This window comes from Rhizobium sp. RU36D, assembly GCF_900176345.1.
GTDB lineage: Bacteria > Pseudomonadota > Alphaproteobacteria > Rhizobiales > Rhizobiaceae > Allorhizobium.
Window position 1 is genome coordinate 180019 of record NZ_FWXU01000005.1, and the last position, 12174, is coordinate 192192.

Sequence of the window (12174 nt, forward strand, 5' to 3'; positions counted from 1 at the left end):
ACTGGAGTTGATCATGTCCGAGCCGTCTCCCGTTCTGGTGTCCAGAACCGGCGCTGTCACCACCATCACCCTCAACCGACCGGAAAAACTGAACTCTTTCACGGTTGGCATGCACAAGGCGTTGAAGGCGGCGTTTGACGAAGCAGCGGCTGACAGCGCCTGCCGTGCCATCCTGCTGACCGGAGCCGGTCGCGGTTTCTGCGCCGGCCAGGACCTGAATGAACGCAAGCTGGAGGAAGGGCAGGTCGCGGACTTGGGCGCCTCTCTCGCCGAGAACTATAATCCGCTTGTTCTTGCCATCCGCAGCGCGCCCAAGCCGGTCATCTGTGCCGTCAACGGCGTGGCAGCCGGCGCCGGCGCCAATGTAGCCCTGGCCTGCGATATCGTCCTGGCCGCCCGGTCGGCCAAATTCATCCAGGCATTCTCCCGCATCGGCTTGGTGCCGGATGCCGGCGGCAGCTATTTCCTGCCGCGGCTGATCGGCGATGCCCGGGCCCGGGCGCTCTTCCTGCTGGGCGAGCCGCTGACGGCCGAGGATGCGGCTGCATGGGGGCTGATCTGGAAGGCGGTGGACGATACTGAGTTGATGCCGCAGGCCGAAGCTCTGGCCGCCGATCTGGCGCAGCGCCCGACCCGCGCCTTCGCCCTGATGAAGCAGGCACTGCTGGCCAGCGGCTCCAATACGTTGGAGGAGCAACTCGCGCTGGAGGCCACCCTCCAGCGCGAGGCGGGACATTCCGAGGACTACCGCATCGGCGTCGCTGCGTTTCGCGCCGGAGAGCCCCCGCATTTCGTCGGCCGCTGAACCGCCGGTTCCCCTGTCAGGTGAGCGGCCGGGCGGCAAGGAGGCGTGGCTGCCATATCGTCGCGCGAGTTTCAGATACATGAATCCTCGGCATCTTTGCCTGCGATGCCTTGAAAGCCTGTGGGCCTGACGCTCTGATGGATGCTTGTGTGGTGGGGTATGTCGCGAGGCGACGGGAGGACTAATGACGAGGCCGAAGCCAAATGCGCGCGAGGACTATCGCGTATTCCGAACCATGACCACGCGCTGGTCCGACAACGACATCTATGGCCACATGAACAATGTCGTGCATTACCTGCTGTTCGATACGGCCATTGACCGGCTGCTGGTGGACAAGGGCATTCTGAGCCGTGCCGTCCGAGACACGATCTTCGTGGTCGCGGAGACCGGCTGCGCTTATTTCGCCGAGATGGCCTATCCAGACGAGGTGACTGCCGGGGTTCGTGTGGCAGATCTCGGCTCGTCCTCCGTTCGCTATGAAATAGGACTGTTCCGCAACGACGAAAACACGGCCTCGGCGCAGGGGCATTTCGTTCACGTGCATGTCGATGCCGTATCGCGCCGACCAATGCCCTTGAAGCCGGAACACCGAGAGGTGCTGGAAGCGCTGAGGGTTCACAGCGTCTAATCTCCCAAGCACCATCCGTCATGATCGGCGTCGTCTTCAACGCCACGACATCCATCGTGGCGGAGGTGGGCGTCAGCGCATTTTGAGCGCTTCGCGGCGGGATCTGGCGATGCCGGAATTCATGTACGTGAATTCAAGCTGCACGGATGAATTTCGCTGTGCAGCCTCTCCTTTGAATGACATCCTTGCCTCGTGAGGAGGCTGGCTTGCCCTTTGCGGGTGCCGGGGAGAAGGCGCCGGACAAAGGCCAGGCGTTGCGCGTTTCGCGCATCGGCCGATGCGGCATGGATATCGCAAGGGAGGAATTCAGATGAGCGACAAGACTGCTGGGCAGGATATGAAGGCCGTGAAGCGCCTTGACATGGTGATCGTCGGTGCGGGTTTCGGCGGCATGTATGCGGTCTACAAGTTCCGCGAAATGGGCCTGTCGATCCAGGCTTTCGAGGCCGGTGGCGATGTCGGCGGTGTCTGGTATTGGAACCGCTATCCGGGCGCGCGCGTGGATCTGCCGAGCATCGACTATTGCTTCTCCTTTTCCCCCGAAATCGAGCAGGAATGGACCTGGAGCGAAGAGTTCGCGGCCCAGCCGGAACTGCTGTCCTACATGAATTTCGTCGCGGACCGGCTGGATCTGCGCAAGCACTACCAGTTCAACACGCGCATCGCCCGCGCGATCTGGGACGAACAGCGCCAGATCTGGCAGGTCTTCACGGAAGGTGGGGAGCTCTACGAGGCGACCTATTGCGTCATGGCCACCGGTCCGCTCTCGGTGCCGAAGGACCCGGAAATTCCCGGCCTGCATCGCTTCAAGGGAGAGTTGATGCGTGCCGCTCGCTGGCCGCACGAGCCGGTGGATTTTGCCGGCAAGCGCGTGGGCGTCATCGGCACGGGCTCGACCGGCATCCAGATCATCCAGGAGGTCGGGCCGCGGGCGGGCGAGCTATTCGTGTTCCAGCGGACCCCTAGCTTCTCCATGCCCATGCGCAACAAGACGCTGGAACCGGACTATGTCGCCGAGGTCAAGCGCAACTATGCGGGGCTGCGCGCAGCCGCACTCAACAGCGCCGTCGGCGGATTGCGGCCGCAATCCACCCGCGCCTTCTTCAGCGTCACACCGCAGCAGCGCCGATCCCTCCTGGAAGACGCCTGGAAACAAGGTGGGCTGGCGATGCTCGGCACGTTCAGCGACCTCTTGACGAACCCGGAGGCGAACGAACATGTGGCGGAATTCATGCGGGAGAAGATCGGCGAGGTCGTGCACGATCCCGCGGTGGCGGAAAAGCTGAAGCCGCGGGGCTATCCGGTCTTCGCGCGCCGCCCCTGCCTCGATTCCAGCTATTACGAGACATACAACCTGCCGCATGTCCATTTGCTCGATTGCCTTGACGATCCGATCGAGGAGATCACCGAGAAGGGCGTCCGGCTGCGCTCGGGCGAGGTGGAACTGGACATGCTGATCCTGGCCACCGGCTATGACGGTCTGACCGGTGCCATGCTGGCCTTCGACGTGGTCGGACGCGACGGGCTGCGCGTGAAGGACAAATGGAAGGACGGCTCGCGGTCCTATCTCGGCCTGATGATGAACGGCTTCCCCAACCTGTTCATGACGACGGGACCAAACGGGCCCTCCGCCCTCGCCAACATCGTCCGCATCAGCGAGAACGACGTGAACTGGATCGCCAACGCCCTCACCAGCATGCATCACAACGGCCTCTCAGCCATGGAGCCGACGCTTGAGGCGGAAAACAGCTGGATGGAGACCGTCAACACGCTGGCCCAGCGCACTCTGCTGTCCAAGGCGCAGACCTGGTATGTCGGCGCCAATGTCGAAGGCAAGCCAAAGGGCCTCACGATCTTCACCGGCGGCTTTCCGCGATATGCCGAACATTGCGCCGCTTCCGCCCGCGCCGGATATCGCGAGTTCACGTTTACAGGTGTCAACAGGCAAGAAGTCGCCTGACGGTGGGATAGACAGGCGGCTTATGAGCAAGATCACGGTGCAGATTATACCGTCGCCGTGATCGACGCTTTGCCAGCGGGGTCTGATGCCAGCCCCCGAATTCCTATGAAGCATCAATGTTTAAGTATACGCTTAATTACGCATGCGTAATTCTCTGATAGATATTCCCCTGTGCCGGGCGTGGGGGCTGCAAGCTTTAAAGCACATGGTTTTCAGGACCTCCCGCTCCTTTTAGGTCTGATAGCTGGTTTGGAGCAGCAGATGAAAACGATACTCGTCGTCGACGATTCGACGCTGATACAGTGGTCGCTGAAGTCGACACTGGAGGGGGCTCAGTTCAAGGTCGAAGCCTGTCCCGATGGGGCCAAGGCTTTGGAGCGCGTGAATTCGGGCATGCGCCCGGATCTCATCCTGACAGACCTGAACATGCCAAATATGAATGGATTGGAGCTGATCCGCGCCGTCCGGCAGAAGCTGCGGTTCACGCCGATCATCGTCGTTTCGACGGAATCCCAGCTGGGGATCAAGGATGAGGCCAAGCGCGCCGGTGCAACCGGCTGGCTGGTAAAGCCCGTTCAGCCGACCGATGTGCTGAAGGTCATCGATGCGCTCTTGGCCAAGGCCGCCTGACGCCAATCTCAGCGCTTTTTTTCAGATTGTCATGGAAGGATGTCCGGCAGTCGCATGGGATATGCGGCTTCCCGGACATTTGTCGTTTGCATCAGATGGTTCGCGCAGTAGCGCGCGTTACCCGTACACAGTTCGACATTCTATGCCGAAGTCAGCTTGAGCAATGGCGGCAAGCCGTTTTGGTCTTCCGCACGGCTGCCATCCATCACTGACAACGCGATCGTTGCAACGGCTTTTGAAAACCTTCGATCGCATCTGTGCTACCTGCGTGTTACAGCAGGTCGCGTTGATTCGGATTCATGGGCCTGCTGTAGACTTTTGTTTTCGCATGCCTTTGTCCCAAAACCGGTGCCCACTTTTGGGAGGCATGCTTTAGCCCGGCAGCACCTGGCGTACCACCTTCAACAGGTCGTCGGGCGTCACCGGCTTGGTCAGCCAGCCCGTGGCTCCCAGCTTCTTGGCTTCGTCGCGCTTGGCCGCCTGGTTCTCCGTCGTCAGCGCCAGGATCGGCGTGAAGCGAAACATCTGCCGGGCGTTCTTGATCAGTTCCAGACCGTTCATGTGCGGCATGTTGATGTCGGTGATGATGAGGTCGGGTTTCTGCATCGCCACTTTCAAGGCAGACACAGCCTGCGCACCATCGGCCGCGCTGTTGACCTTGTATCCGGCGCCTTCAAGCGTCGTCTTCAAAAAGGAAATGATGAGAGGAGAATCGTCGACGACAAAGATGGTTTTCATGTCTTTGGTCCTATACTGGCATGTTAATCTGGCGAATGCAGTCCGCTAGAAACGGATCCTGCGGCATTTTCGAAATCTGGCCTTTGCCGGCGACGAGGGCTTGCAGCACCGCCGCATGGATATGGGTTGCCTTGCTTGCATCGACTTGAGCCTTGGTATTGGTCGTCAGCCAGCCGAACAGCGTCTCGGCATCGTCGACCACCACCTCTCCCGTCAGTTCGACGCGGGACTTTCCAAACTTAAGCGCCATGCATCAGCTCCTTGAGGTCGAGAACGAGCAGCACACTTCCGTCACCCAGAAGGGCGCTGCCCAGGAAGCCGGCGAGCGAGGATAGCGGGCCTTCCAGGGGTTTCAGGATCACGTCGGTCGTCTGGGCAAAGCCATCCACGATCACGCCGACGACGGCGCCGTCCACCCGGGCGACGAGGACGGCGAACTCATCGTCGTTATTGGCGAGCGGCGGATCGGGAAGCTGCAGCAGATGGTCGGCGCCGAACAGGGGCACGATGCGCCCGCGCAAGACGGCAACGCGCCGGTCCTTGATGACATGGATATCCGCGCGTGGCACGCGGACGGTCTCGACCACCACGTCCATCGGCACGCCATAACGCTGCCCGTTCATCCTCACCATCAGCACATGCGATACCGAGACGGACAGGGGCAGGGTCAGCAGGATGCGCGTGCCCCGGCCTTTCTCGCTGGTCAGCCGGATCTGCCCGCCGATCTTCTGCAGGCTGGTGTTGACCACATCCATGCCCACCCCGCGTCCGGAGAGGTTCGATACGGTCTCGGCCGTGGAGAAGCCGGGAGCGAAGATATACTGGATAGCCTCGGCATCGGTCAGGGTTTCCAGCCGCGCCTCATCGATCAGGCCCTTTTCGAACGCCTTTCTCTTGATCAGCACCGGATCGATGCCCTTGCCGTCATCCTCGATCTCGATCAGGACGCGATCGCCTTCCTGGCTCGCCCTGACAAGGATACGGCCTTCCTCCGGCTTGCCGCCCAGACGACGGGCCTCGGGGGTTTCCAGCCCATGGTCCAGGCTGTTGCGCAGGATATGGATGAGTGGATCCCCTAGGGATTCCACGATGTGCTTGTCGGCTTCGGCATCTTCGCCCTCCAGGACCAGGCGCACCTTCTTGCCCAATTGGCGCGCCACGTCTCGGACGAGGCGGGGAAAGCGCTGGAAGACGTGACCGACAGGCAGCATGCGCACCTGCATGATCCCGTCCTGCATATCCTCGGCAATGCGGTTTATCACGGCGAATTGCGCCTTGATTTCGCGGGCAAGATCGCGCGAGCCATACACATCTTCGGCCTTTGCCGCGAGATAGGGCAGGGCGTTCTTGGCGACCACCATCTCGCCGATGAGGTCCATCAGCCGATCGATCTTCTCCTGGGGCACCTTGAGTGTGCGGGCCGGCCGGTCCGAATGCTCGGCAGCCTTGCCGACGTCGGCTCCATCCTCGGCACCTGCGCGCTCACGGGTCGCTGGGGCTTGGGCAGCCGGTTCCTCTGTGGCGGGTGCGGCAACAGGCGCTGCGACCGCAGGCGTGGCTGTCTCGCCCTCAAGGTCTTCCAGTTTCTCATCCAGGAAAAAGGCCAGCGGGACAAGACTGGCGTCGTTGCGGCAGCGCTCCAGCACTCCATCCAGCTCTTCTACCGCAGCTGTCATCTGCCGCGCCTGGAACATGGCTCTGACCGTATTGCCAACGGCGTTGAGGCGACCTTCCCACTGATCGTCGGGGGCTGCCATGTCGAGAAGTTGTCGTTGGGTGGCAAGAATATTGTAGGCGACCGACGCAGCACCTCCACGCGGCGGAGCCGAGGGTACCGATCCCTGGGCTGCACGGATCGCCGGTGAAGCCGCGGATGTGGCATCGGCAACAGAAGATGCGGCTGGTTCCGGCAGCTCGGCGCTCGGAAACACCGGTGGTTCCCCTGTCTCAAAAGCCTTTAGCAGCGCCTGGAGGACAGTGTGATCAGCGCCGCCAAGGGCAAGCGCCCGGATGAAGCGCAGCGTGGAGGCCGCCTTCAGCTCCGGGTTCAGCATGTCGAGCATCGCTTCGGCAGCCGATGCAAGCATGGCAGTATCGGCCTGGCGAAGCGCCTGGTCGGCCTGGGCGAGGAATTCGTCCCGCAAGCCTTCGTCGCAACCTGCACTGCCGGTGGGCTGCGCCAGCAAATGGCGGGCGACCGGATAGATCGCCACCTGCTCCGGCATATAGCGAAAATGCTCGCGCAGGTCCTTTTCGGCAGCGCGGCTAAGCGCCTGGATTTCCAGGTTGCAGCGGTAAACGTCGGTTTCCCCTGGGTCGCCGTATGGCGTGGTGAGAGAAATCAGAAAGGCTTGGCGATGCGGCAGATTGCGCAGCACCAGCAGCGGATCCTCGCCCTTGAAGAAGCATTCCGGCTCCGGCCGATAGAGCACACCCAGAAGATCGGCGCCACCATCAGTGATCAACGACAGGCGCTCGCTCTCATCGAGGCGCGAGAGCCAATCAAGCGTGGTCGGCGGCTTTACCTGGTCGGGGTTTTCATACTCCTGAGCGGTTGCCGCCGAAGGGTCCACAAGGGGCAGGCGTTCCCGCAACCGCGCGATGCGCGCCTCGGCCGCATCGGTGAAGTGATCCGGTATGCCACCGGTGGCCTCGACCGCCTCGACCATCTGCTGGATGAAATCCATGGAGTCGAGCAGGTCGTCCGTCATGTCGTTGTCGATCGACAACTCGCGATCTCTGACCTTGTCGAGCAGATCTTCAGCCGCGTGGACGACGCGGGTAAAGGTCGGAATGTCGAAGAGGCCTGAATTGCCCTTCAAAGTATGGGCCGCTCGGAACAGTTCGTCCACCATGGTTTCGTCGTCAGGGCGTTTTTCAAGCGCAAGCAGCGCTTCGCCCATCCGTTCCAGGATGTCGTGAGCGTCGAGGACGAACTGTTTGAGCAGGTTGGGCATCAATTGCCTCCGACCATGAGGCTGGCCACTTCCAGCAGTTCCGCCGGTTTGGTGGGTTTGACGAGGTAGAAATTGGCGCCGGCAGCAAAGGCCCGCTGGCGATCCCGCTCCTCCGCCTCGGTCGAAACCATGACGGCGGGTGCCTGATGGATCTCCTTGCGCTTGCGCACCTCGCGCAGGAAGGCGTAGCCATCCATCTTCGGCATGTTCACGTCGACCACATAGAGATCGTAGCGCTTGCCCAGCGCCTTCTCCAGTCCCTCGATCCCGTTGATGGCTTCATCTACGGCAAAGCCCGCCTCTTCCAGCAGTGACCGGTGGTACATGCGGACCGTCGAGGCATCATCGATTATCAAAATGGATTTCATCGTTATGCTCACCTCGGCTTCTGGTAAACGATCGCGTCCTTGAACTTCCGGACGGTGAACAGATCGGAAATCCGGCTCATGGACTCAGAATGGCCAAGGCAGATGAAACCGCCTGGCCGCATTGCATTGAAGAAGGTCTCGGCGGCAGATCGTCGGGACGTGTCATCGAAGTAAATCAACAGGTTGCGGCAGAAGACCACGTCGATGTCGTGGTATTTCATCGTATCGAGCGGGTCGAGCAGGTTGACCCGCGAGAAATCAATCAGGCCGGCGATCTCGGGATCGATCTTGTAGCTGCCGCTGGCGAGCCGGGTGAAGTATTTCTTCAGCAGCGCCGCCGGCAGGTGCTGGACGGAACGCGGGCTGAAGACGCCGGCCGCCGCCGCCTTCAGCACTTCCGTATCGATGTCGGAGGCCAGTATCTCGACGTCGAATTGCTCGAGCTTCGACCAATGCTCAAGGAGGTAGATGACGATCGAGTAGGGTTCTTCCCCGGTGGAGCAGGGCAGCGACCAGATGCGGATCGGCTGGTTGGGTTTGCGGTTCTGCGTTGCCTCATCCAGCATGGAATTCACAAGGCAGTCGAACTGATAGGACTCGCGAAAGAAGTAGGTCTCGTTCACCGTCATTGAATTGGTGAGCGCCTGCAATTCCTCGTTAGAGGTCTGAAAGCGCAGCATGGTGAAGTAGTTGCGGAAGCCGTCGCTGCCCGTTGCCTGGATGCGCTCGATCAGCCGCTTGTCGACGAAATAGCGCTTGTTGTCCTCGAACAGGATGCCGGTCTTGCGATAGAAGTACTCGCGAAATTTCTGAAAGTCCTCGTGGCCGATCGTCAGGTTTGACATTCAGGATCCTGCTCCAATTCGCTGGATCGCATTTGAAGCGGCAAACTGCAGGTATGGTTCCTCGGCAAATCGTTCCCGGACCCGCATGAGGGAGGGGATAGACGACTTGGTGCCGACTTCCACCAGGAGGTCGAGGGCCGTGCCGACCACGTTCGCGTGGGTGTCGGTCGAAATCACCGCGATCAGCCAGTCCTCGACTTTGGGGTGGCGCAGGGCTTCCAGGATATTGACCGCGAAGATCCGGACGTCCGAATCCGGATTATCAAGCAGTTCCTCCATGTGGGGCGCCACGTCTGCGGGAAGCGCCTGCAGGATTTCGATGACATGGTTGCGGAGCGGGGTGCTCTCGGACGAAAGCAAGGGCAGAAGCTTCTCCACCGCGACCCGGCTGCCGGTTCGCATGATGGCCACCGCGAGCGCCTCCCGCGTCGGCGCATTGTCTTCGACGATGAAGCGGTCGCAAAGAGCAGCGGCCGCCGGCTCGCTGCCGGCCAGGCTGCGCGCCGCCGCCTGGCGTTGCGAAGGATCGGGGCTTTTGAGCAGCTCGATGGCCTCGTCTTGAGACAGAGGCGATCCTTGATCCGATTTCGCTGCCGGGTCGGACTTGTGCTTGGTCAGCGGCATAGCGATCTCCTATCTCGCCCAGTCGATGATTTTTTGCGCGATGGCGCTTGAGGGCAGCACAATGCTCGCTCCACCGCGCTCGATGAGTTCCCGCGGCATGCCGAAGACGACGCTGCTTTCCTCGCTTTCGGCGATCGTGCGTCCGCCGCGGCGTTTCAGATCCGTCATGGCTTCCGCGCCGTCATTGCCCATGCCGGTCATCTGTACCCCGAGGATGCGGGCGGCGGGCATGCATTCCAAAGCCGAGGAGACAAGACCATCCACGGAGGGATGCCAGTGATAGCGGGGCGACTCCGGCTTGTTGATCACGACAAGCACGCCGTTGCGCACGCCCACCGCAAGATCGGTGCCACCCCTGGCGATATAGATGCATCCCCGAACGACACGGTCGAACTGGGCGGCCTCTTTCACTTCGAGCTGACATTTCTGGTTCAGTCTGTTGGCCAGCGGTCCGGTAAAGCTGGCCGGCATATGCTGGACGACCAGCACCGGCCAGCGCAGATCAGCCGGCAGCGCGGGAAGGATCTCTTCCAGCGTCTTGGGCCCGCCGGTGGAAATGCCGATCAGAACGAGCCCGTCCGGCATGCCAGGCGTCACCTGCGGCGGTTTTGCGACCGGCGGCGCAGGTTTCTCGACGACACGGCGCACGGCCGGTGCCGCGGGTTTGGGCTTTGCAAGGCGCGCGCGCGCCGCGCTCGACACCTTGTCGACCAGGGTCTTCGCCACGGCGTCCAGCGACAGCGAGATGGTGCCACCGGGCTTTTCGATGAAATCGACGGCTCCCATGGCCAGCGCTTCGAGCGTCGCCATGGTGCCCTTAGCCGTCAGCGAGGAAACCATGACCACCGGCGTGGGCCGCGCGGCCATGATCTGCGACAGCGCGGTCAAGCCGTCCATCTGCGGCATGTTGACGTCGAGGGTAATGACATCGGGCGGATTGTTCAGGACTTCCTGAACGGCGTCCGCGCCGTTGCTGGCCGTTCGCACCACCATGCCCGCTTCCTTGAACAGCGAGCTCAGATGCTTTCGCATCAGGGCAGAGTCATCCACAATCAGGACTGCGGTCATCGGTCAGACCCTCACGCCACTTTGGCGACTTCGGCCATCTCGGTGCCCGTGAGAAGCGCGGAGGGCTCGATCAGCAGGATCATGCGTCGCTGTTTCTCAAGATTGGCCACCCGGCCCAGCATGCGCCGCTGTTCGCCCGAGAGATGCGGAGCCTCCTCGATCGCGGCGCGCGGGATCTTGAGCACCTCGGAGACCGCATCAACGATGAAGCCCATGCGGCTGCCGTCGAGCAGGTACACCATGATCCGCTGACGGTCGTTGCGCTCGACGTCGTCGAGCCCCAGCCGACGTCGCTGATCCATGACAGGCAGGACCGAACCACGCAGGTTGATGACGCCTTCGACGAAGCCCGGTGCTTTGGGCACGTGGGTCAGTTGCTCGGGCACCCTGACGATTTCCTGAACCGAGGAAATGGGAACGCCGAACTCCTCGCTGCCAAGGCGGAAGACGACGACCTGTTCCTCGTCCTCCAGGCCGACATCGTCGTTGTCGTTGGACTGCTCGCTCATCGTGTTCTCCATTTGGGAAACCTGGTCGATTGCGTGACGGAAGGCGTCCTGGTCGAACATCCTGTTGGAATCGATCACGGATACGAGCCGGCGTCCGCCATCGAGACGGCAAACTGACGAGATTTCTTCGATGCCATTGTTCTGCGACAGGAGGCCGGGCAGCGGCTCGACAAGCTGGCGCGGCACCCTCAAGACCTCATCGACCGAGTCGGCAACCACGCCCACGGCATTACCGCCGCGCAACGCCAGGACGACGACCCGTTGCACGCCACCCTCCGAAGCTGGCGGCAAAGCCAATAGGGCGCGCATGGAAACCAGAGGCAGCAGGCGTTCCCGCAGCGTCATCAGGCCGAGCACATGATGGGAGGCTTTCGGCAATGCCGTAATACGCGGCGGCATCTGCACGATTTCCTGAACCGCGGCGATGTCGGCTGCATATTCCTGGCCGTGGACGGAGAAGGAAACGAGCTGCAATTCGTCGCTCTCGCCATCTTCATCCGCATCCGTGCTCTGCCCCATGACGTCGGCATGGCCTTGCCGTTCCTGCCGCTCCATGACCGCAGAAAACTCGCTCGAGATGATCCGTTCAAAATCGATCACCATGATCAGGCGCCCATCCTGGGCCCGCACCACACCGGTCAGGAGATCATCCCTGATGGCGGAACGGATGGTCGAGACCGGCTCTATATCGGCCGGATCGACGGCGATGACACTGGATACACGATCGACCACGAAGCCAAGCGGCGTCCCGAAGTTGATGACCAGGGCACGGGTGGCATCGGTATGGGCAACCGTGTTCAGTTCGAAGATCTGACGGAGATCGACGATGGGAAGAACGCGGCCGCGCAGATTGGCAAGACCAATGAGCGACGGTGGAGAAAGTGGAACCCGGGCGAGATCCGGCAGGCGGATGATCTCCTGTACCGGCGCCATCGGTGCGGCGAAGATTTCGTCCTCCACCACGAAGGTGACGAACTGCCGTTCTTCCCGCTCGACCGAATCGTCTTCCGGCCCGTCCATGTTAGTGGCTTCCTGCATGGGA

General features: G+C 61.5%; 12 protein-coding genes. 4 read left to right on the plus strand and 8 right to left on the minus strand.

Annotation, left to right across the window (positions count from 1 at the left end):
* The first annotated feature begins 13 nt into the window (after positions 1 to 13).
* The 4 genes from paaG to B9A97_RS08560 all read left to right on the plus strand — a co-directional run bounded on the left by paaG (position 14) and on the right by B9A97_RS08560 (position 4023).
* A complete protein-coding gene (paaG, locus tag B9A97_RS08545) occupies positions 14 to 805 on the plus strand; it encodes a 2-(1,2-epoxy-1,2-dihydrophenyl)acetyl-CoA isomerase PaaG (protein ID WP_084364753.1) in 792 nt (263 codons plus the stop codon).
* 184 nt (positions 806 to 989) lie between these two features.
* Entirely contained in the window at positions 990 to 1433 is a 444-nt protein-coding gene (locus B9A97_RS08550; protein WP_084364755.1) for an acyl-CoA thioesterase, read from the plus strand.
* A gap of 310 nt (positions 1434 to 1743) precedes the next feature.
* Positions 1744 to 3393 carry a flavin-containing monooxygenase gene (locus B9A97_RS08555; RefSeq protein WP_084364757.1) on the plus strand — a complete coding sequence of 550 codons (1650 nt, stop codon included), beginning with the start codon at positions 1744 to 1746 and terminating at the stop codon, positions 3391 to 3393.
* A gap of 261 nt (positions 3394 to 3654) precedes the next feature.
* On the plus strand, positions 3655 to 4023 hold the full coding sequence (locus tag B9A97_RS08560) for a response regulator (protein ID WP_084364759.1): 369 nt from the start codon (positions 3655 to 3657) through the stop codon (positions 4021 to 4023).
* 372 nt (positions 4024 to 4395) lie between these two features.
* Here the strand turns inward: B9A97_RS08560 and B9A97_RS08565 are convergent, their stop codons facing one another.
* Genes B9A97_RS08565 through B9A97_RS08600 form a run of 8 tightly spaced genes read right to left on the minus strand, consistent with a single transcriptional unit; the run spans position 4396 to position 12170 of the window.
* Entirely contained in the window at positions 4396 to 4761 is a 366-nt protein-coding gene (locus tag B9A97_RS08565; protein ID WP_084364761.1) for a response regulator, read from the minus strand.
* Positions 4762 to 4771: 10 nt separating this feature from the next.
* Entirely contained in the window at positions 4772 to 5011 is a 240-nt protein-coding gene (locus B9A97_RS08570) for a hypothetical protein (RefSeq protein ID WP_084364763.1), read from the minus strand.
* Complete coding sequence (locus B9A97_RS08575) at positions 5001 to 7718, minus strand: chemotaxis protein CheA (RefSeq protein ID WP_084364765.1); 2718 nt, start codon at positions 7716 to 7718, stop codon at positions 5001 to 5003. The genes B9A97_RS08570 and B9A97_RS08575 overlap by 11 nt, the downstream gene beginning before the upstream one ends.
* Positions 7718 to 8086 (minus strand): response regulator, encoded by a 369-nt coding sequence (locus B9A97_RS08580; protein WP_084364767.1) that lies wholly within the window; start codon positions 8084 to 8086, stop codon positions 7718 to 7720. The genes B9A97_RS08575 and B9A97_RS08580 overlap by 1 nt, the downstream gene beginning before the upstream one ends.
* An 8-nt stretch (positions 8087 to 8094) precedes the next feature.
* Positions 8095 to 8931 (minus strand): CheR family methyltransferase, encoded by an 837-nt coding sequence (locus B9A97_RS08585; RefSeq protein ID WP_084364769.1) that lies wholly within the window; start codon positions 8929 to 8931, stop codon positions 8095 to 8097.
* On the minus strand, positions 8932 to 9555 hold the full coding sequence (locus B9A97_RS08590; protein WP_084364771.1) for a HEAT repeat domain-containing protein: 624 nt from the start codon (positions 9553 to 9555) through the stop codon (positions 8932 to 8934).
* A 9-nt stretch (positions 9556 to 9564) separates the two neighbouring features.
* Positions 9565 to 10623 carry a chemotaxis-specific protein-glutamate methyltransferase CheB gene (gene cheB, locus B9A97_RS08595; RefSeq protein WP_084364773.1) on the minus strand — a complete coding sequence of 353 codons (1059 nt, stop codon included), beginning with the start codon at positions 10621 to 10623 and terminating at the stop codon, positions 9565 to 9567.
* Between the two features lie 11 nt (positions 10624 to 10634).
* On the minus strand, positions 10635 to 12170 hold the full coding sequence (locus B9A97_RS08600; RefSeq protein ID WP_084364775.1) for a chemotaxis protein CheW: 1536 nt from the start codon (positions 12168 to 12170) through the stop codon (positions 10635 to 10637).
* Positions 12171 to 12174: the final 4 nt, after the last annotated feature.

Excerpts from the sequence above, each read along its gene's own strand:
- paaG (WP_084364753.1), top strand. The coding sequence starts at position 14 with ATGTCCGAGCCGTCTCCCGTTCTGGTGTCCAGAACCGGCGCTGTCACC.
- B9A97_RS08550 (WP_084364755.1), top strand. The coding sequence starts at position 990 with ATGACGAGGCCGAAGCCAAATGCGCGCGAGGACTATCGCGTATTCCGA.
- B9A97_RS08555 (WP_084364757.1), top strand. The coding sequence starts at position 1,744 with ATGAGCGACAAGACTGCTGGGCAGGATATGAAGGCCGTGAAGCGCCTT.
- B9A97_RS08560 (WP_084364759.1), top strand. The coding sequence starts at position 3,655 with ATGAAAACGATACTCGTCGTCGACGATTCGACGCTGATACAGTGGTCG.
- B9A97_RS08565 (WP_084364761.1), bottom strand. The coding sequence starts at position 4,761 with ATGAAAACCATCTTTGTCGTCGACGATTCTCCTCTCATCATTTCCTTT.
- B9A97_RS08570 (WP_084364763.1), bottom strand. The coding sequence starts at position 5,011 with ATGGCGCTTAAGTTTGGAAAGTCCCGCGTCGAACTGACGGGAGAGGTG.
- B9A97_RS08575 (WP_084364765.1), bottom strand. The coding sequence starts at position 7,718 with ATGCCCAACCTGCTCAAACAGTTCGTCCTCGACGCTCACGACATCCTG.
- B9A97_RS08580 (WP_084364767.1), bottom strand. The coding sequence starts at position 8,086 with ATGAAATCCATTTTGATAATCGATGATGCCTCGACGGTCCGCATGTAC.
- B9A97_RS08585 (WP_084364769.1), bottom strand. The coding sequence starts at position 8,931 with ATGTCAAACCTGACGATCGGCCACGAGGACTTTCAGAAATTTCGCGAG.
- B9A97_RS08590 (WP_084364771.1), bottom strand. The coding sequence starts at position 9,555 with ATGCCGCTGACCAAGCACAAGTCCGACCCGGCAGCGAAATCGGATCAA.
- cheB (WP_084364773.1), bottom strand. The coding sequence starts at position 10,623 with ATGACCGCAGTCCTGATTGTGGATGACTCTGCCCTGATGCGAAAGCAT.
- B9A97_RS08600 (WP_084364775.1), bottom strand. The coding sequence starts at position 12,170 with ATGCAGGAAGCCACTAACATGGACGGGCCGGAAGACGATTCGGTCGAG.